We start from the raw sequence: 18648 nt of genomic DNA on the forward strand, positions 1-18648 counted from the left end.
TCGAAATGTGATTCGCATGGCGAGCCTGGGCAGAAGGCCGCTTCGCCCCTCCGCCGCGGCGAGACGCCTCAAAAGATCGCTCGAAGCAATATAGCCAAGCTCCAGACTGCGCTTGCGAGCAGACTTGCAAGCTGACGACAATATGCTTAACCCAAGCGGTAAAGTCGATTTCGCCACAATTAAGGCCGCGCCGATCCGCGCGTTTCTTGACGGGGGCGCACAATGTCGGCTTTGTCTGCCGCTGGTTGCCTCCAAAGCCGCATGAAAAGAGGGCTGTTGCGGGTTGGTAGGCGCGCCGACGCTTCCAGGACGATTCTCTCAAAGGCCGATCATTTGAAAGGAAATCTAATGCCGTTCTCGTTGAAACGCTTCGGCGCGGCTGGCTTGGCTGGCTTTTTCCTGCTGAGCGGCGCGGAGGCTTTCGCGCAGGCGAAGAAGCCCGCGCCTCCGGCTGCGGCGCAGCCCGCTCCGGCGCAACCCGCTCCAAATGCGCCGGCTCCCGGTCAGCCGCCGCAAGGCCCGATCAAAATCGATCTTTTGCCGACCCAGAACGACTGGACCAAGGTTTGCGGCAAGGATCCGGCCGCCAACAAGGAAATCTGCTACACGACGCGCGATTTCAGCGCCCAGGCTGACCAGCCGCCGGTTCTGGCGCTCGCCGTCTATGACGTCGCCGGGGATGAGAACCGCATCGTCCGGCTCTTGCTGCCCGTGGGCCTGATGCTACGGCCGGGCTTCCGCTTCGCCATCGATAAAGGCGAGACGATCGAAGGCAATTTCGAAATCTGCTTCCCGAATGGCTGTTTCGCCGAAGCCCGGGTCAAAGGGACCACGCTCGCAGAACTCAAGAAGGGTTCGGTCCTGAATGTCGCGGTCAAGAATCAGGTCAACAACCTGGTCACTTTCGGGGTCCCGCTGACCGGCTTTGGCAAGGCCTTCGATGGACCGCCGATCGATCCGAAAGTTCTCGAGGAGCAGCAAAAGAAATTGCAGGACGAACTGCAGAAGCGGGCCGAAGAAGAACGCAAGCGCCTCGAAGCCGCCAAGCCTGACGCCTCGAAGCCGCAAGCAGGCGCTCCAGCCGCGCCGGCGCCGGCAAAATAGCCATAAGGCGTCTCATGGCGCGCTCGCGCGGCCTTTGCCGCGCGAGTCCGTCGCCGCCTGGACACACCCTCGTCGCGGGACGCCGAACTGCGTCTCATGCGTCCGTCACTGACGAGGGCTCAGATTTGGCTTGCATCGCGCCGCGCTTGAACAGCTTGAGCCGCGGCGCCAAAACATCCCAGCTCTGCAAATAGGCTTCGATCTGGTCAAAGGCGGGGCCTTGCCAGGCTGAACGGAAGGCGTTCGCATCGAGCGCGACGCGCCGCAAGCGGCAGATCGCTCCCTCCGCTTCGAGTCCGGCGGCGGTCGCCAGGACTTCCCAGTTCGGCATTGTGAGTTTTGACCATCCTTGTCGATCGCACACCGCTGCGACCGTGGACAAGAGGCAGGCTTGCCGAAGCGCCGCGCGAGGCTGCGGCCTTTTTTGAAGGTCGGCCGCCGCGCAGGCTTCGTCGAACAGGCGGAAAAAGGCGTAAATCGCGAACCAGGTGAAATACCAGGTCGCCGTATGGTCGCCATCGAGCGGAAGCCGATGGTCCTTCAGCAAGCCTTCCGAAAATTCCTTGAATTGATTTTCGCGATAGGCCCGCGCGAAGACCTTCTGGGCCGCGAAGGAATCGGCGTCGAACTCCAAGGCCTGGGCCTCGGCCAAATCGAAACCCTTGGCTTCGCCGGGTCGCATTTCCCGAAGCGGCAGCGGGTCGATCTCCTGGCGCAGGAGATCGACATGGCCGTTCCAGAGATGGCCGACCTCATGCATCAACGCGAAATCCATCGCGACATCGAACAAGGCCGTGGCCAATTTGCGGCGGATCGGCTCGATTTCTCCGCTTGCGGCGCTCGTCTGCTGGACGAAAAATAACTCGCCCTTGGCTGGGGGAGCCGAATTCTCTCCGAGCCGATCGACGTCGTCGATCCAGGGGAAAATTTCGCGGATCGTCATCACCGCATTGCATAGGCTCCACATCGTCCTGACGGTCGACGAATAGATGCAAATGACGTCCTTCGAGCTTCGCTGCGCGAAAGCATTGAACTCGCGATGTTCGGCAAAGCCGAAATCGACTCCGCCAGGGGCGGCGTATTCCTCGGCGATGTCGGCGAGCCGCGCGTGCGACAGCTCCCCCAGAATTTGAAAGACATGGACCAATCCGCCGGGCTTTGGCGCAGGCGGATCGAAGCGAATGAGGCCCAGGCTTTTCAATGCCTCGTCGAGCGCGTTGTCATGGCAGGTCATCATTGTCCTATTTGATATTTCGCTCGCATCGCCAAATGCTCACTCTGCGAGCATTGACCGATGACGGCGACCGTATAGTTCGATCACTCAGGCCGAAACAGATCGTTGCGCGAGCGCCGCGCAGACCGGTTTCAACCAATTCGGCGTTCGCTTTCCCCCGAAGGCGGCGCGAATGTCGCCCGCCTCACGACCTGCCCTTCAGCTCGACTGCGAACTTGATGAGGGCGGGGCTGGTTGCGATATGCAATTTCTGCTTCAGGGCGGAAACGATATTGGCCGCCGTCTTGTACCCGATGGCGAGGGTCGCGGAAATTTCAGAAAGGCTCTTGCCGTCGCCGAGAAGCGCGACGACCTGGCGCTCCCTGTCGCTCAAGGCGCGCAAAGGGTCTTCGGCCCGCGCGAAATTGACCAAAGCGAGATTTTGCGCGACCGAGCGGCCGAGATAGACCGATCCGGCCAGAATTTCGTCGATCGCGCGCAGGATCGCATCGGGATCGTCATTCTTCGTCACGTAGCCGCGCGCGCCTTTTTCGAGCGCTTTTGAGACGAAGGTCACAGCCTCGTACATGCTGAAGATGACGATGCGGGTCGCCGAATTATCGGCGAGCAGGGCCGGAATGATGTCAAGGCCGCTGGCGTCGGGCAATTCCACATCGAGAATAATGACATTCGGCAGAAAACGCCGGTTTGCGGCGAGTCCCGCCTCGGCCGAGCTCGCCTCCATGGTTTCCAAATCGGGACGCCTGGCGAATATGCGCAAGCATCCGTCGCGAACGATCGGATGATCCTCGATCAGCAATATCTTGATCGATTGGCTCACGTCTCGTCGCCTATCTCCGCCGCGTCATGATTGGCATTGTCTCGCAAGGCCGCCCGGCGGGCCAGCGCGAACGCCCCGAGAACGCCTCCCTGCCGCGCGCCCAGAGGTTGAATAAGGAGTCGGGCGAATTCAAAGAGCTAGAGCATGCCCTCATCGAAAAAGTCGATCATTTTTTTCAAGGACATGCTTTAAGCGGAGGGCGCGGGGGCGCCCAGGGGAATCGAGGCCTCGACGATGGCGCCGGCGCGGGCGCCATTGCCAATTTTCAAATGCCCGCCAAGCTTGCGAACGCGTTCGCTCATGCCGAGAATGCCGAAGCCGAACTTGAATTCCAGTGGCAAGCCGACGCCGTCGTCTTCGATCGACAGGCGAAGGCTCGGACCGGCCTCAGTCGCATCGGCTGCGGCTTCGCCTGGCCGAGACGGCGGGCCGGCGCAAAAATCCATCGCGACGCGGACCACTTTCGCTTTCGAATGGCGGGCGACATTGGTCAGGCATTCCTGAACGATTCGATAGCTCGTCAGGCTGACCTCTTCATCGAGAGCGGGGCGCGGCTTCAGGCTTTCCGGCGGAATTTCAATGTCGCAATCGAATTCGCGGTGCTGGGCGCGCCAGGACGAGACGAGGTGGCGGAGCGCGTCGGGCAGGCCCATCTGATGCAGGATGACCGGCCGGATCCGGTCCAGAATGCGATAATTCTGCTTCTGGATCGCATCGGCCAGCGCGGAAATCGCCTGCGCGCGGCTGACGATCTCCGTCTTTGTGGCGGCGTCGGTCGTCCCTGTCGCCGCCGCCTCGACGATGCAGGAGGCCGCCGCCCTGATGCCGAACAAGGAGGCGCCGAACTCGTCGTGCAGCTCGCGGGCGAGCTCTTTTCTTTCGGCGTCTTGGATCGACAGCAAACGGTCGATCAGCAGATGATTTTCCTCCTCGGCGCGGGCGAGGGTGCGGGCGAGGCGGTTGAATTGCTCGCCGATCTGGCGCAATTCGGAAATACGGATCTCCCCAAGAGCGTCGAATTGCCCGCGCCCGAGCCGATCGAGCCCATCGACCAATTGATGGATCGGCTTCAGCGTGTGACGCGCGGTCAAAAGGAGGAGCGCGACGATGGCGATTGAAATCGCCGTCATGAGCGCCGTCAGGAAAACCAGGCTCTCCCAAATTTCCGCCGCCTCGTCTGCAGGTTCGCTCGACATCACGAGCTCGCCGCGCCGCTCGCCGCCGATCGAAACCGGGAAACTCTTTTCGATCCGCGCCGGCTCGAACAAATGGAGAAACCAGTCCGGCGCGGACGATCGCGCTTTCGCCGAAGGATCAAAGGGCGAAGGTTTGGCCGGCTCCTGTCCCGTCTCGGGAGCCTGCGCCCGATAGGCGACCTCGATATGTCTGACGTGGGAGAGTCCGTCGCGCAGCCGCCGCAAGGCGGCGTCCGGGTTCTTGGAGGCGGCGAGATCGTCGAGCGCATAGCCGATCAGGTGATCGCCCAGATTGAGCCCGGAGTCGATTTCCGAGGCGATCCGCGCCCTGGCGTTGGAGAGCGTCACGACGATCGCGGCGATGATTCCGAGCAGCAAAATGCCGGACGGAATGAGAATCAATCGCATCCGCATCGAGTTTTTCATCGTCTCGTGCGGCATCGGGGTCTCCTTCACCTGTCGCCATGGTTCGATCGGCAATCCGATCGAACGGGTTGCGCCGCCCCGCCGGCTTTCGCTTTCGCCTTGCTCGCCGCCTCGTCAGTCCACCCGCCGCAAACAGATGCGGAGAGACTTGACGGTGCGAAGCCGCATAGCCCATTTAAGCCGCACTTGATATGCGACGCCAGGGTTTACCGCGAAGAAGGGCGGGAGCTGTCTCTGCGGCGTCGACCGACGGCTAGGGCGAGGGATGAGCAAATGACCGACTCCGGCCAAATGAGGCGATCTCGATGGCGACGCATCGTGGTCAAATTGTCCGGCGAGGCCTTGATGGGCGAGCTGAGCCATGGCCTCGACGCTCCGACCGTGACCCGGATCGCCGCCGATCTCACGAATGCGGCGGCGCTCGGCGTCGAGGTGGCGGTGGTGGTTGGCGGCGGCAATTTCTTTCGCGGCATAGCCGGCGCCGACAAGGGCATTGAACGGGCGCGCGCCGATTCCATCGGCATGCTCGCGACCGTCATGAACGCGCTCGCCCTCGAATATGCGATTGAAAAGCAAGGCCAGACCGCGCGAACCCTGTCGGCCGTGCCTATGCCTTCCCTCTGCGAGGCCTATTCCCGCCAAGCCGCGCTGCATCATCTCGGCAAGGGCCGGATCGCCGTTCTGGCTGGCGGAACCGGCAACCCCTTCTTTACGACCGATACCGGCGCGGCGTTGCGCGGCGCTGAACTTTCCTGCGATCTCATCATGAAAGCGACGCAAGTGGACGGCGTCTATTCGGCCGACCCGAAGCTCGACCCGACCGCGACGCGTTACGAGAAGCTCACCCATGACGAGGCCATTGCGAAAAATCTGGCGGTCATGGATACCGCTGCTTTCGCGCTTGCGCGGGAGAACCGGATTCCGATAATCGTCTTTTCAATCCGGCAACCGGGCGCAATCAGCGCGGCCCTCGAGGGGAAAGGCAAGGCCACTTTTGTTTCGCCGTGATTGTCTGTTTCGTCTTGATTGCCGCCGCGGCGAGCATCCCGGCTGCGCCGGCCGGATCCAAACCGCGACGCGCGCGTTAGGCTTGGGCGTTTCGTCCGCGTAACCGGGCTCTGGAGCGCTTCCCGATCAGATGGAATCATCCGATCGAAAAGGAATCGCTCAAATTCAAAGAGTTGGAGCGTGTTCTAATCGAAAAAGTCGATCAACTTTTTCGGAACATGCTCTAGGGCATGAACCGCCGAAGCAGGAGCCAGCCTCGCGCTAAGATCATGCTCAATCAAAGATATTGGGAGCAAGTTCCGATTCCGTCTCGGGCTTGCTCGAGCGGCGCAGTTCCGGATTGCTTGCGATGTACATTAAGGTCTTACAATGAGCGCAGAATTCGATATTCCCGATCTGAAGCGGCGCATGCAAGGGGCGGTTTCGACCTTGAAGCATGAATTAGGCGGCTTACGCACCGGACGCGCGACCGCGAGCCTCGTCGAGCCCGTGCATGTCGAGGCCTATGGCCAGTCGATGCCGCTCAACCAAGTCGCGACGATCAGCGTGCCGGAGCCGCGCATGTTGTCGGTTCAGGTCTGGGACAAAGCCATGGTCAACGCGGTCGACAAGGCGATCCGTGATTCAAATCTCGGCCTCTCTCCAACGGTCGAGGGTCAGGTCCTGCGCATCCGCATCCCCGAACTGAACGAGCAAAGGCGCAAGGAAATGGCGAAGGTCGCGCATAAATATGCAGAAGAGGCGCGGGTCGCCGTTCGCCATGTTCGCCGGGACGGCCTCGACATATTGAAAAAGCTGCTCAAGGACAAAGCGATCAGCGAAGACGACGAAAAGCGCCACGAAAGCGAAGTCCAGAAAGTGACCGATCAATTCGTCAGCGAAATCGATCAGGCGCTCGCGACGAAAGAAAAGGAAATCATGCAGGTTTGATTTAGGCGGGGTCTGCTATAAGCGGCTCGGCTGGGCGCGCGTCGCCCCGGCCGAAGCTTTGAACCCGACCCGTCGCGATCCTGCCGGCATCCTCCAGGCGCCTTCCACGAAGGCGGATCCCGGTTTCGCAATATTATCCCGCCTGATCAGGGGTTTAACGTGATATCCCATTCGACTTGAATAGGCGGAGTCGACGCATCCCGGTCTTATGAGGGGCCGGGAACTTCTGTTTGATGCGAGAGGCAGCGGAGAGAAATGCCGCAGGCGGCTGGCCACCAGGACATGACAATGCCGAGCATGATCTCCGGAGAGACGACGCTCGACGTGCGGCGCCGCCTGCCGGGCGTCCCGGCGCATGTCGGCATCATCATGGACGGCAATGGCCGTTGGGCCGCAATGCGCGGCCTGCCGCGGATCGAAGGGCACAGGCGCGGGCTGGAAGCGCTGCGCGGGACGGTTCGCGCGGCGATCGACTTTGGTCTCGACTATCTGACCGTCTACAGTTTCTCGATGGAGAACTGGAACAGGCCAATCGAGGAAGTCGCCGACCTCATGGGCCTGCTGAAGAGGTTCATTCGCAATGACCTCGGCGAACTGCATAAATCCGGCGTCAAGGTCAAGGTGATCGGCGGCCGGACCGATCTCAAGCCCGATATAAGGGCGCTGCTCGACGAGGCCGAGGATCTCACCCGATCCAACACGCGCTTGACGCTCATCGTCGCCTTCAATTACGGCAGCAGGCAGGAAATCGCCGCCGCGGCGCGCGCCTTGGCGGAGGAGGTCGCGGCGGGCCGCCTCAAACCATCTGAAATCAACGAGACTCTCCTCTCCCAGCGTCTCGACACCGCTGGCGTTCCTGATCCCGACCTCATCATCCGCACCTCGGGTGAGAAGAGACTCTCCAATTTCCTCATGTGGCAGGCGGCCTATTCCGAATTCGTGTTTCTCCCAATGCACTGGCCCGACTTTGACCGTCACGCCTTCGAAACAGCCCTCGCGGAATTCTCCGCGCGCGAGCGGCGTTTCGGCAGGGTGACGGCGCAAGGCCAGAATGGTAAGACAAAAAAAATATGAATCCACCGCCCCTGCGCCGCCGGCCCCGCCGCCATGCCAAACGCCCCGCCGCCATGCTGAATGACGACGTCGCGGGCTCGCCACGCGAGGCGCCGCCGGCCGCGGGCGAGGCCGCGCCTCCAAGCCGTTTGGCCGACCTCCTTCCGCGACTCCTTTCCTCCGCTGCTTTGATGGCGGCCACCCTCATCTCCGTCTGGCTCGGCGGCGAGGTCTTCGCCATTATCTGGCTCATTGGCGCCTTTGCGGTCAGCTATGAATGGCAGACGCTGATCGGCGCCGCGCGCCCGCTCGCGCGAATCATTCTCGCCGCCCTCGCCCTGGTTCTCGCCGAGAAATTCGCAAGCAGAGGCGGGCCATGGACCGCCTGCGCCGTCATCGTTCTCGCCAGCCTTCTCGCGGCTTTGGCCGCGGGGTCCGGACGCCGGATCTGGGCCTTCGCCGGGATCGTCTATGCAGGCGCCCTCATCATTTCGGTCAATGTATTGTACAGCTCGGCGACATTCGGGCCGCGATCGATCGTCTGGCTCTTCGCCACGGTCTGGGGCACTGACGTCTTCGCCTATTTCGGCGGCCGCCTCATCGGCGGCGCAAAGATCTGGCCGCAAGTTTCACCGTCTAAGACCTGGTCCGGGACGCTGATCGGCATGTTCGCGGGCGCTCTTTTGGGCGCGGCGGTCGGGGCCGGCGGTCTCGGCAAGCCCCTGCTCGCGCTCCCGATCTTTGCGCTCAGCCTCGTCGCGGCCATCATCTCGCAAGGCGGCGACGTGTTCGAATCCTATGTCAAACGCTGCTTCGGCGTGAAAGACTCAAGCCTGTTGATCCCTGGTCATGGGGGATTCATGGACCGGCTCGATGGATTTGTCGCCGCCTCGACCTTCGCGGCCCTCTTCGGCGCCTTGCGCGGCCTTCCTTCAGTCGCGGCCGGCTTGTTCCAATGGTTCTAGCGAATCAGGCATGACGCGCAAGCGGTCGTCAGGCCGCTTGCTTCAAGGAGTTCATGTCGATCGAGAAGCGATAATGCACGTCGCTGCGCAACATGCGCTCATAGGCCTCGTTGATTTGCTGGATCGGGATCACCTCCACATCGGACGTAATGCCGTGCTCGGCGCAGAAATCGAGCATTTCCTGGGTCTCCGCTATGCCGCCGATCAGCGAGCCGGCAAAATTTCGGCGCTTGAAGATAAGGCTGAAGACCGGCACCGCCAGCGGTAGCTCGGGCGCGCCCACCTGGACCAGCGTGCCGTCGCGCTTCAAGAGGTTGAGATACTGGCTGACGTCATGCGACGCGGCGACCGTATCGAGAATGAAGTCGAAGCTGCTCGCATGCGCGGCCATCTGCTCGGGATCCTTTGAGATAACGACCTCGTCGGCGCCGAGCCTTTTGCCATCCTTGATCTTGCCGGGCGATGTCGTGAACAGAACCGTGCGGGCGCCGAACGCGTGAGAAAATTTCACCCCCATATGGCCGAGGCCGCCAAGCCCGACGATTCCAACTTTCTGGCCCGGCCCGACTTTCCAATGGCGCAGCGGCGAATAGGTGGTGATACCGGCGCAAAGCAGCGGCGCGACCGCGGCAAGATGGAGCTTGTCAGAAACGCGCAGCACGAAAGATTCATCGACGACGATCGCATTCGAATAGCCGCCGAAGGTCGGACCGCCGATGGTCTTCTCTTGGCCATTATAGGTCGGGTTGAAGCCCTTTTCGCAATATTGCTCGAAGCCCGCGCGGCAGGAGGGACAGGTGCGGCAGGAATCGACCATGCAGCCGACGCCGACGAGATCGCCCGCCTTGAAACGCGCGGCCTCGGCTCCGGCCTTGGTCACGCGCCCGACGATCTCGTGCCCCGGCAGGCAAGGATAGACGGTGTTATGCCATTCATTGCGCGCCTGATGCAGATCCGAATGGCAGACGCCGCAATATAGAATCTCGATCTGGACATCGGTCGGGCCGGGATCGCGCCGATTGAACGTAAAAGGGGAAAGCGGCTCCGTCGAGCCTGACGTGGCGAAACCAGTACATGCGAACATGGCTTGTCTCCGTGTTGATTTAAGCCAAGAACTTTGTGGTTCAGTGAGTTCGGGACGCCTCGCGGGCGGAGCGGCCGAGCGCTGCGGCGATCACCCGGAGGCGGCCTCGGTCTCGTACCGGCCCTCGGCGCAGGCGAGGGCGAAGGCGTATTGCAGCGCTATTTCATCGAGATGCTCGAACCGCCCCGAAGCGCCGCCGTGCCCCGCGCCCATATTTGTCTTCAAGAGGATCGGGCCGCCCCCGGTCATCGCGGCGCGCAGGCGCGCGACCCATTTCAAAGGCTCCCAATAGGTGACGCGCGGATCGGTGAGGCCCCCGAGCGCCAAGATCGGCGGGTAGCGCTTGGCTTCCACATTGTCATAAGGCGAATAGGAGCGGATCGTCGCGAAGGCAGCCTCATCGACGATCGGATTGCCCCATTCGAGCCATTCGGGCGGCGTCAGCGGCAAATCGGCGTCGAGCATCGTGTTCAGAACGTCGACGAAAGGGACATCGGCGATCACGCCGGCGAAAAGCTCGGGAGCGAGATTGACCACGGCGCCCATCAGCATGCCGCCCGCGCTGCCGCCCTCGGCGACGATCCGGCCGGCGCGCGTATAGCCTTCGGCGATGAGATGTCTCGCCGCCGCAATGAAATCGCCGAACGTGTTCGGCTTCTTCGCGAGCTTGCCGTCCGTGTACCAACGCCAGCCCTTATCGGAGCCGCCGCGAACATGCGCGATCGCGTAAATGAAACCGCGATCGACGAGAGACAGGCGATCGGAGTCGAACGAGGCCGGCGTCGGCGACCCATAGGCGCCGTAGCCGTAAAGCAAGACGGGCGCTGACCCGTCCAAGCGCAGGTCGGCCCGGTGCAGGATCGACACCGGCACGCTTTCGCCATCGGCGGCGATCGTAAAAAGCCGGCGCGTCACATAATGCGAGGGATCATGACCCGAGGGGATGGCTTGGCGCTTGCGCAAGACGCGCTCCCGCGTGGCGAGGTCATAATCATAGGTTTCCTCGGGCGTCGTCATAGACGAATAGGTAAAGCGCAGCGTCCGGGTGGAATAGTCGAGAAGCTCCTCAATGCCGAGCGAATAAGCCTCCTCGGCAAAGGCGATCGCATGTTCCTCGCCGCTTGCGAAATGCCGGATCACGATGCGCGGCAATCCGGCCTCCCGCTCCAGCCGCACGAGATAATCCGGGAAAAGAGCCGCCGTCACGATCATGCGGCCAGGCTTGTGGGGGATTTCATCAACCCAAAAAGCCTTGCCTGGGCTCGCCAAAGGTGCGCTGACGATCTTGAAGTCTTCGGCCCCGTCGGCATTGGTCCGCAGAAAGAGCCGATCGCCACGATCCTCGACCCAATAGCGCACGCCCACCGCGCGCGGTTCGATGAGCCGCGGCCTCGCGTCGGGATCGCGCAGGTCGATGAGACGGCATTCGGAAGAATCATGATCGCTGACGCTGACAATCGCGAAAGCCGCCGATTGGCTGCGTCTCAGGTGAATGAAGGAGCCCGGATCGCGCTCGTCGAAGACGAGGACGTCCTTCGCCGGATCGTCGCCGATCCTGTGCCTGAAGATCTCGGCGGGGCGGTGGTTCTCATCGAGCCGCACATAGTAGAACCCAAGCGAATCCGCCATCCAGACCAGATTGCCGTCGGTATCGACGATTTCTTCCGCGCTGTCCTCGCCTGAGCCTATATCGCGGACATGGATCGAATAGAGTTCGGAGCCCATCTCGTCGGCGCTCCAGGCAAGCTTGGCGTGATCCGGCGAATGGCGCACGGCGCCGAGCTCAAAGAAGCTCTTGCCTTGGCTTTCCTCGTCGCCGTCAAGAAGAACCTCTTCGGCCCCGCCTCCTTGCTTGACGCAGCAGAAGATCGGATGCTGGCCCCCCTCTTGGTGGCGGGCGTAATAAAGCCATGCGCCGTCAGAGAGAGGAACGTCGGCGTCGTCTTCCTTGACGCGTCCCCGCAGCTCCTTGACCAGGGCCGCGCGCATGCTCTCCTCGGGCCCGAGGACAGCCTGGGCGAAATCATTCTCCGCCTCGAGGACAGAACGAATTTCGTCGGGCAAGGCGTCAGGCTCGCGCAAGACCTCTCGCCAGTTTTCCGCCCTGAGCCAAGCATAGTCGTCATGGAGCGCGACGCCATGGACGATCGTCTCTCTGGCGCGCTTCTCGATCGCCGGCGGGGAAACCGGCGATTCATTTGAAAACCTTACAGTCATGAAGAGCTTTTACGTCTCAACGGCCGCCGCGTCCATCGGAGCATGACGCCGCGGGCGGCCTTATATTGCGTTAGCGAAGGTCGGCTGGCCATTTCGGCAGGCTAGTCATTGCGGCTCGCCGCTTTGGCGGCGCGACAGTCAATCTGTAACGGCGCCTTTATCAGCGCTGCGTTAATTTGTCCGAACCGGGGACATGCAGCATTTTTTTCTTGACCGCAATAAAGTGAGCCAATTGCTACTTGCGGATACGAAGTTTTCGTCTTAGAAAAGAAAAATGTTCTTAAGAGTCGATTCGGGAAAATCACTGAACGGAACTTTTGTTTGGCAGGGTCTTGCCGCCATGTGCGGCAACTATGGTGTCGCTATTTGACCTGCATTCCATCGGCGATGCCTTCTACTCGGGATATTGAGCGCCATGAGCGAGACGTCGGGTTCTAACAGTTACATAGAATTGGCTGCTGACATCGTGTCGGCCTATGTCAGCAACAATTCAGTGCCAGCGAGCGATCTACCTTCGCTGATCAATGAGGTTCATTCGGCATTGCTGCGCGTGACCTCGGGCTCCGTTATTCCCCCGGTCGAGATCCCGAAGCCCGCGGTGCCCGCCAAGAAGTCCGTCACGAATGATTTCCTCGTTTGTCTCGAGGATGGACGAAAGTTCAAGTCCTTGAAGCGGCATTTGCGCACGCAATACAATATGTCTCCGGACGAATACCGCGAGAAATGGGGTCTCGCGCCCGATTACCCGATGGTCGCCCCGAATTACGCCAAGGCGCGCTCAAATCTCGCCAAGCAAATGGGCCTCGGCCAACAACGTCGGCGTTTGCGCTAAGCCGCAGCGCCCGCAACGCGCAATTGGCTCTCCTGCAAGAGCGTGGAGCGCCAGCAAGCCGAGGAATGGCGTCGAGGGAAGACTTAGGTCGATCAGCCGAACCTAGTCTCCCAGCCATTTGAACTTGCCGATTCGAGCCCGCTGGCCAGGGATCGGCTCGCATGTCCCAACGCCCGTCTTCGGCCGGTCAAAGCAAGAGCGATTAAGATCCTACCTTGCGCGGCGCGATCCTGTCGCTCGGAAGCGCCTGATCCTGCTTTTTCGCCGCAGAGGCCCCCGGTCCGGGGGCGCGAGGCTTTCGCGTCAGGCGACGGCGGCGACCGCGGCGCGGGCGTCGGTCTTGATGCGCTCGACCATGGACCGCACCCCATTGCTTCGCTGCGGCGTCAGATGCGCGGAAAGACCGAGGCTCTGGAACAAAGCTTGCGCATCGGTCGCAAGGATCGTCTGCGCAGGTTGGTCCGAATAGAGCGCCAGCACGAGCGCGACGAGCCCGCGCACGATATGCGCGTCGCTGTCGCCCTTCAACTTGAGCACGGGCGCTCCCCCGCTGTCGGTCGTGACGCGCGTCTCGAGCCATACCTGGCTCGCGCATCCGAGAACCTTATTCGCATTATTATGAGCGGCTTCGTCCAAGGGTTCGAGCGTGCGGCCGAGCTCAATCAAATAGCGGTAGCGGTCTTCCCACTCGTCAAGATAGTTGAAGTTCTCAATGATTTCGTCGAGGTTCATGGTTATACGAAGGCCCGGAATGAATGACCCTTCTCTATACCGGCGCGGCGCCCCGGACGCCATAAAAAAATAGTGCGGCGCAACCTTATGCGCCCGAGCCCGCGACCTTGGCTCAGCGCGGGGCGGTTCTAGGGGTGCGCAGCAGGACTGTCGAGCGGAGCCTTGGCCTTGCCTTCGCGGCGCTTCTCGCCGACAAGCTGGCTAGCGCCAACCGCAGCCTCCAAACAGGAGATAGGAGCGCTGACGCAGGCCTTTTCGACCCCTTCGCGCGCCTGCTCGAGCGTCTTGCCGAGAATTTCCCGCGCTTTCGGCGTGATCTCGGCCCGCGCCGGGGGCTTGACGTTCTCCGGCCAAAATATGGACGCGAATACGATCGCCAGCCAAAAGACGACGCGAAGCAGAAAGAACATCGATCACCCCTCATGCGACGACAGTCCTGCATAAGCGGCTTTTGTTAAAATCCTCGGCAAGCGATTCGTAAAATTACAATCGAGCCAATCTATCCTTTCGCCGGCCCGCCGGCCCGAAATGGCAACCTCTTTTATACCATAGCGAGATTTTGCTCGGGCCTGGCTCGATCAATTTCGGCCTTTGTCGGGGCTGTGAGAGGGCGCACGCCCTGTTGTTTAGGGCGGCCTTAAGATGCGCGTGACAGGCTTCGCCATCTTTTGAACGGGCTGTCGACAAGGTCGCAGCGCAGCGCGGAGCAGATTTTGGATCGTTCCCAGATCCTCGAAAGCCAGATCGCCAGTTTGGTCTATCCGGCGGCCCTCGCGCATCCGGCCGAGCGCGCGCGTCAGGAGAGCTTCATTCTACGCCGGCTGGCGAGCCCGCTCGCCGCCGCGGCTGCGGCGCCCCTCTTTCTTGCGCTCCATGGCGCGCCGACCATACTCGAGGCCTTGGTCTTCGTCTGGCTGATCATGCCGCTCGGCGCCATTGCCTTCCTGTCCGCCACCGGAAAATTGCTGCTCGCAGAAGCGTTCGCCACATTCAGCCTGATCGCCGCGGGGCTGACCGCGGCGCTCGCGGGCCATGGCGCGAACCCGGCGGCGCTCAGCTGGCTCGTTCTCGCCCCGGTCGAGAGCCTGTTTTCCCTGAACGCCGTTCTTGTCGGCGCAAGCGGCGGCCTCGGTGGCCTCGCCATCCTCGCGCTCGCCGCGGCAGACGCCCTAGGGCTTTCCGGGCCCGTCGCGGGCATGGCCAATTCCGCTTTTTTCCTCATCCCGGCCGTAGCCTATGCGACGCTCGCGGCGATCGGCTGCGTCCGGCTTCAGCGCGGACGCTCGGAGTCCGAGCGGCTCCAGGCCGAACGCCTCCGCAGCCTCATCGAAACCGTCGGCGATCTCGTCGTCACCCACGACAGGTCCGGGGCGGCCACCTCCGTCAGCCCCAATTGCCGGAGCCTGTTCGGCCTGCCGTCCGGCGAGCTCATGGGGCGCGGCTTCTTCGAGCATGTGCATGTCGCCGACAGACCGGCCTTTCTGAAGGCGATCGCGGACGCGAGCCTCGGCGTCGAGACCGTCAATGCGACCCTGCGCCTGCGGACATCGGCGCAGATCGATCGCGGCCATTACGCCGAGCCGGTTTTTCTCTGGCTCGACATGCGCGCGAGCCGCTGGGACGCAGATGCGAACAAATCGCAAGAAGGAAAGCGGGGCGGCGGCGCGATCGCCATTTTTCGCGACGTCACCAAAGCCAAGCTCCGCCAGGACGAACTCGAAGCCGCTCGCGCCGCCGCCGAGGAGGCGAGCCTGTCCAAGGATCAGTTCCTCGCCAATGTCAGCCATGAGCTGCGCACGCCGCTGAATGCGGTCATCGGCTTTTCAGAAATCCTCGGCGACGCCGAACTCGCGCCCCGCGATCCCGCCAAGCAACGCGAATATGCCGCGATCATTCACCAATCGGGGCAGCATCTTCTCGCCGTCGTCAACTCGATCCTCGACCTCTCGAAGATCCGCTCGGGCTCGTTCGAAATCACGCCCGAACCATTCCCAATTGCGCCGCTGATCGAGTCTTGCTGCGACATGGTCAAGCTGGGCGCGAAGGAAAACCAGGTGGAGATCCTGCGCGCCTGCCCGGCCGAGCTCGGGGAGTTCATCGGCGACAAGCGCGCCTGCAAGCAAATCCTGATCAATCTCCTCTCGAATGCGGTGAAGTTCACTCCGCCCAAGGGCAGCGTGACCATCAGCGCGAGGCGCGAAGGAAATTCGATCGTGATTCTGGTGGCCGACACCGGCATTGGAATGAAGGCGCGCGATCTCGCGCGCCTCGGCGATCCCTTCTTCCAGGTCAAAGCCGCGCTCGACCGTCCATACGCTGGAACCGGCCTCGGCCTCTCGATCGTTCGCGGCCTTGTCGGCCTCCACGGCGGCGCGATCGCCGTCGCGAGCGAGCCGGGCAAAGGGACGTGCTTTCAGATCCGATTGCCGGTCGATTGCCGGCGCGCGATCGACAAAGCCCGGATTTCGGCCGCGATCGAGGCGATCCCGCGCTTTTGCCGCGGCGACGACCAGCGTGAAATTTTCCAGCAAATGATGGTGAAGAAAATTGCGTGAAGCTCTGGCTGCCGCCGATCATGATTTCGTTCTGGCCGAACCGGCTTCGAAATCGAAAAGAACCCGGGCCAAGGCGTTTGGGACGAAGGGGCGCGGCTCAAGCCGGCGAACCCGGCGTTACCTCGGCGTCGTCGCGAGCGCGCTCTGCGCCGCGACGGTCGTCGGAATTCTCGTCAATGCGCTCACATTGCAGAAGACCCGCCATCCGGCTCCGCTGTTTGGGCGCGCCGCGCCCGTCCCTACGATGAGAGAGCCCTCGATCGCCGAGACGATTCCGCTTCCAGCGCCGCGGCCCGCGCTCAATGCGGCGGCCGCCAATTCAGCGATTGAAAAGGCGCCCATCGAAAGATCGCAGACCGATCAGGCGCCGGCGAGCGGACGGCCGCATGCGCCGCCGGCGGAAACCGCAGAGGCGAAGCCACAGGATCCGATCTCGCAATTGCTGAAGACGCCTGCCCCGCTACATGAGGAAAAACCCGCGGCCGCGCCGCCCGCGCAAGATAAATCCGTGCTTGCGGCCCAGCGCGCGCTGGTGAAATTGGGATTCGTGCTCAAACCGGATGGCGTGGCGGGCCCGACGATGCGGCGGGCGATCGAGCGCTATGAGCGCGACCGGGGCCTCCCCGTGCATGGCGAACTCAGGCCAAGCCTGTTGCGTCGACTGAGCGCGGAATCGGGAATCTCGATCCGCTAGAAGCTTTTGCGAGAGCGCCCGCGACATGCGCGCTCTTTCCACTGAGAGCGGGAGAGTGAATCGGCAGATTTGTCATCATGCGAAAACCCCGAGGCTCCAGCGAGCTCGGGGTTTTCATTTTCGCAGCGCTCGAATCAAACTCGATCAAAAGACCGACTACGCGCAAAAAGGACGGCCTTAAAGCACTTGCACGAAGACCCAGAAGAGGGTTGCCGACAAGGCAACCGCGCAAGGCAGGGTCAGCACCCAGGCGAGCGCAAGGCTGCGCAAGGTCGACATCTGAACGCCTGACCCGTTCGCGGCCATCGTCCCCGCCACGCCCGAGGAGAGCACATGGGTGGTCGAGACCGGCAGGCCGAAATTATCCGCGGCGGCGATCGTCGCCATGGCGACGAGTTCGGCGGAGGCGCCCTGGCCATAGGTCAAATGCTGCTTGCCGATCTTCTCGCCCACGGTGACGACGATCCGCTTCCAGCCGATCATGGTGCCGAGCCCAAGCGCGATAGCGACCGAAATCTTGACCCAGGTCGGGATGAATTTCGTCGACTCGTCGAGCGTCTTCTTATAGGCGGCTAGAAAAGCGACATCCTCTTTCGAGAGATCATTCGCCTTGTCTTTTTGCAGGAAGCGAATCGCCTCAGAAGTCAGATACATGTCGTTGCGCGTATTGCCGACGAGCGAAGATGGGATCCTGGCGAGCGAACCATAGGTCTTCACCTGGGTCGCAATATCGCGGATCAGGACCGCGAGGGACGGATAGGTTCCCTCATTGATCTGATGCGAGCTCACGTAATTGGTGACGGCGGGACGCGGATCGCCAAGCACGCTATAGCCCGCCGCCTTGGTTTCAACGACCTTGGACGCGGCGAGCGAGGCTTGGATGAATGCGCTGACTTGGCTTTCCGGCAGCGAGCGGTTCAAGGCGTAGCTCGTCGGCACGGTGCCGATCAGGATGAGCATGATGAGCCCCATGCCCTTTTGCCCGTCGTTCGAGCCATGTGCGAAGGAGACGCCGGCGGAGGTGAAAATCAAAAGGCCGCGAATCCACAAGGGCGGCGCCGCATTGGCCTTCGGCTCGGCGTAAAGCTCAGGCTTCCTGACCAGAAATTTCATGATGAGGAGGAGCCCGGCCGCGCAAGTGAAGCCAACAATCGGCGACAGCAAAAGCGCGTAGCCGATCTCGACCGCCTTGCTCCAGTCGACGCCGGAGGTTCCATCGCGTCCGTGCATGAGCGCATTGGCGACGCCGACGCCGATGATGGAGCCGATCAAAGTATGCGAGCTCGAGGCTGGCAACCCAAGCCACCAGGTGCCGAGATTCCAGATGATAGCGGCGATCAACAAGGCGAACACCATCGCGAATCCGGCTTGCGAACCGACCTGGAGAATCAATTCGACGGGCAGAAGCGAAATAATGCCGAAGGCGACCGCGCCGCTCGATACCAAAACGCCGAGGAAATTGAAGCAGCCCGACCACACGACCGCGACCGGCGGGGCCAGTGAATGCGTATAGATGACGGTCGCGACCGCATTAGCGGTGTCGTGAAAACCGTTGACGAACTCGAATCCGAGCGCGATCAGCAACGCCACGCCGAGCAGGGCGAAAGGCAGAAAGTTGGCGAAGCTCGCTCCTGTCGCGGCAAGATCCGAGTAGATGCTGTAGGCGGTGAAAAAGAGCCCGAGAGCCATGATGGCGAGGAAGATGAGGATCGTTCGAAGCCCCATCGGCGCATCGAGCTTCGGCCGACCGCTTTCTTCATGGGCGGATAAAATGTCGGTCGAGGAAATGGAAGTCATG

General features: G+C 61.9%; 16 protein-coding genes. 8 read left to right on the forward strand and 8 right to left on the reverse strand.

Going from position 1 to position 18648, the window contains the following annotated elements:
• Positions 1–348 precede the first annotated feature (348 nt).
• Positions 349–1104 carry an invasion associated locus B family protein gene (locus RZS28_RS05670; protein WP_407340362.1) on the forward strand — a complete coding sequence of 252 codons (756 nt, stop codon included), beginning with the start codon at positions 349–351 and terminating at the stop codon, positions 1102–1104.
• A 94-nt stretch (positions 1105–1198) separates the two neighbouring features.
• Here RZS28_RS05670 and RZS28_RS05675 read toward each other — a convergent pair whose 3' ends face one another.
• From RZS28_RS05675 to RZS28_RS05685, 3 genes are all read right to left on the reverse strand, one after another.
• Positions 1199–2341 carry a hypothetical protein gene (locus RZS28_RS05675; protein WP_407340363.1) on the reverse strand — a complete coding sequence of 381 codons (1143 nt, stop codon included), beginning with the start codon at positions 2339–2341 and terminating at the stop codon, positions 1199–1201.
• 181 nt (positions 2342–2522) lie between these two features.
• Positions 2523–3158: a response regulator gene (locus tag RZS28_RS05680; protein ID WP_407340364.1), complete on the reverse strand. Its 636-nt coding sequence runs from the start codon at positions 3156–3158 to the stop codon at positions 2523–2525.
• Between the two features lie 188 nt (positions 3159–3346).
• Positions 3347–4795 carry a histidine kinase gene (locus tag RZS28_RS05685; RefSeq protein WP_407340365.1) on the reverse strand — a complete coding sequence of 483 codons (1449 nt, stop codon included), beginning with the start codon at positions 4793–4795 and terminating at the stop codon, positions 3347–3349.
• A 276-nt stretch (positions 4796–5071) separates the two neighbouring features.
• Between RZS28_RS05685 and pyrH the strand changes: the two genes are divergently transcribed.
• The 4 genes from pyrH (at position 5072) to RZS28_RS05705 (ending at position 8736) form a co-directional block, all read left to right on the forward strand.
• Complete coding sequence (gene pyrH, locus RZS28_RS05690; protein WP_407341052.1) at positions 5072–5788, forward strand: UMP kinase; 717 nt, start codon at positions 5072–5074, stop codon at positions 5786–5788.
• Between the two features lie 369 nt (positions 5789–6157).
• Positions 6158–6718: a ribosome recycling factor gene (gene frr / locus RZS28_RS05695; protein WP_407340366.1), complete on the forward strand. Its 561-nt coding sequence runs from the start codon at positions 6158–6160 to the stop codon at positions 6716–6718.
• 297 nt (positions 6719–7015) lie between these two features.
• Entirely contained in the window at positions 7016–7792 is a 777-nt protein-coding gene (locus RZS28_RS05700) for an isoprenyl transferase (RefSeq protein WP_407341053.1), read from the forward strand.
• Complete coding sequence (locus RZS28_RS05705; protein ID WP_407340367.1) at positions 7789–8736, forward strand: phosphatidate cytidylyltransferase; 948 nt, start codon at positions 7789–7791, stop codon at positions 8734–8736. Before RZS28_RS05700 ends, RZS28_RS05705 begins: the two co-directional genes overlap by 4 nt.
• A gap of 28 nt (positions 8737–8764) precedes the next feature.
• Here RZS28_RS05705 and RZS28_RS05710 read toward each other — a convergent pair whose 3' ends face one another.
• Positions 8765–9820, reverse strand: a complete 1056-nt coding sequence (locus tag RZS28_RS05710; protein ID WP_407340368.1) for an NAD(P)-dependent alcohol dehydrogenase — start codon at positions 9818–9820, stop codon at positions 8765–8767.
• 90 nt (positions 9821–9910) lie between these two features.
• Entirely contained in the window at positions 9911–12037 is a 2127-nt protein-coding gene (locus tag RZS28_RS05715) for a S9 family peptidase (protein ID WP_407340369.1), read from the reverse strand.
• 415 nt (positions 12038–12452) lie between these two features.
• Here RZS28_RS05715 and RZS28_RS05720 point away from each other — a divergent pair, with 415 nt between their 5' ends.
• On the forward strand, positions 12453–12869 hold the full coding sequence (locus RZS28_RS05720; RefSeq protein ID WP_407340370.1) for a MucR family transcriptional regulator: 417 nt from the start codon (positions 12453–12455) through the stop codon (positions 12867–12869).
• A gap of 303 nt (positions 12870–13172) precedes the next feature.
• Here the strand turns inward: RZS28_RS05720 and RZS28_RS05725 are convergent, their stop codons facing one another.
• Entirely contained in the window at positions 13173–13601 is a 429-nt protein-coding gene (locus tag RZS28_RS05725; protein WP_407340371.1) for a SufE family protein, read from the reverse strand.
• A gap of 128 nt (positions 13602–13729) precedes the next feature.
• A complete protein-coding gene (locus tag RZS28_RS05730) occupies positions 13730–14011 on the reverse strand; it encodes a hypothetical protein (protein WP_407340372.1) in 282 nt (93 codons plus the stop codon).
• A gap of 303 nt (positions 14012–14314) precedes the next feature.
• On the opposite strand from RZS28_RS05730, the gene RZS28_RS05735 reads away from it, so the two are divergent.
• Entirely contained in the window at positions 14315–16156 is a 1842-nt protein-coding gene (locus RZS28_RS05735; RefSeq protein WP_407340373.1) for a PAS domain-containing sensor histidine kinase, read from the forward strand.
• On the forward strand, positions 16149–16850 hold the full coding sequence (locus tag RZS28_RS05740; RefSeq protein ID WP_407340374.1) for a peptidoglycan-binding protein: 702 nt from the start codon (positions 16149–16151) through the stop codon (positions 16848–16850). Before RZS28_RS05735 ends, RZS28_RS05740 begins: the two co-directional genes overlap by 8 nt.
• A 177-nt stretch (positions 16851–17027) precedes the next feature.
• Here RZS28_RS05740 and RZS28_RS05745 read toward each other — a convergent pair whose 3' ends face one another.
• Positions 17028–18575, reverse strand: coding sequence for an inorganic phosphate transporter (locus RZS28_RS05745; RefSeq protein ID WP_407341054.1), 1548 nt, complete (start codon positions 18573–18575; stop codon positions 17028–17030).
• Positions 18576–18648: the final 73 nt, after the last annotated feature.

It is taken from the genome of Methylocapsa polymorpha (assembly GCF_045689225.1).
Lineage (GTDB): Bacteria > Pseudomonadota > Alphaproteobacteria > Rhizobiales > Beijerinckiaceae > Methylocapsa > Methylocapsa polymorpha.

What these genes read in the sequence shown, in the direction of transcription:
- RZS28_RS05725 (WP_407340371.1), bottom strand. Translation starts at nt 13,601, where the DNA reads ATGAACCTCGACGAAATCATTGAGAACTTCAACTATCTTGACGAGTGG.
- RZS28_RS05730 (WP_407340372.1), bottom strand. Translation starts at nt 14,011, where the DNA reads ATGTTCTTTCTGCTTCGCGTCGTCTTTTGGCTGGCGATCGTATTCGCG.
- RZS28_RS05685 (WP_407340365.1), bottom strand. Translation starts at nt 4,795, where the DNA reads ATGCCGCACGAGACGATGAAAAACTCGATGCGGATGCGATTGATTCTC.
- RZS28_RS05715 (WP_407340369.1), bottom strand. Translation starts at nt 12,037, where the DNA reads ATGACTGTAAGGTTTTCAAATGAATCGCCGGTTTCCCCGCCGGCGATC.
- RZS28_RS05705 (WP_407340367.1), top strand. Translation starts at nt 7,789, where the DNA reads ATGAATCCACCGCCCCTGCGCCGCCGGCCCCGCCGCCATGCCAAACGC.
- RZS28_RS05745 (WP_407341054.1), bottom strand. Translation starts at nt 18,575, where the DNA reads ATGGGGCTTCGAACGATCCTCATCTTCCTCGCCATCATGGCTCTCGGG.
- frr (WP_407340366.1), top strand. Translation starts at nt 6,158, where the DNA reads ATGAGCGCAGAATTCGATATTCCCGATCTGAAGCGGCGCATGCAAGGG.
- RZS28_RS05720 (WP_407340370.1), top strand. Translation starts at nt 12,453, where the DNA reads ATGAGCGAGACGTCGGGTTCTAACAGTTACATAGAATTGGCTGCTGAC.
- RZS28_RS05670 (WP_407340362.1), top strand. Translation starts at nt 349, where the DNA reads ATGCCGTTCTCGTTGAAACGCTTCGGCGCGGCTGGCTTGGCTGGCTTT.
- RZS28_RS05710 (WP_407340368.1), bottom strand. Translation starts at nt 9,820, where the DNA reads ATGTTCGCATGTACTGGTTTCGCCACGTCAGGCTCGACGGAGCCGCTT.
- RZS28_RS05675 (WP_407340363.1), bottom strand. Translation starts at nt 2,341, where the DNA reads ATGATGACCTGCCATGACAACGCGCTCGACGAGGCATTGAAAAGCCTG.
- RZS28_RS05700 (WP_407341053.1), top strand. Translation starts at nt 7,016, where the DNA reads ATGATCTCCGGAGAGACGACGCTCGACGTGCGGCGCCGCCTGCCGGGC.
- pyrH (WP_407341052.1), top strand. Translation starts at nt 5,072, where the DNA reads ATGAGGCGATCTCGATGGCGACGCATCGTGGTCAAATTGTCCGGCGAG.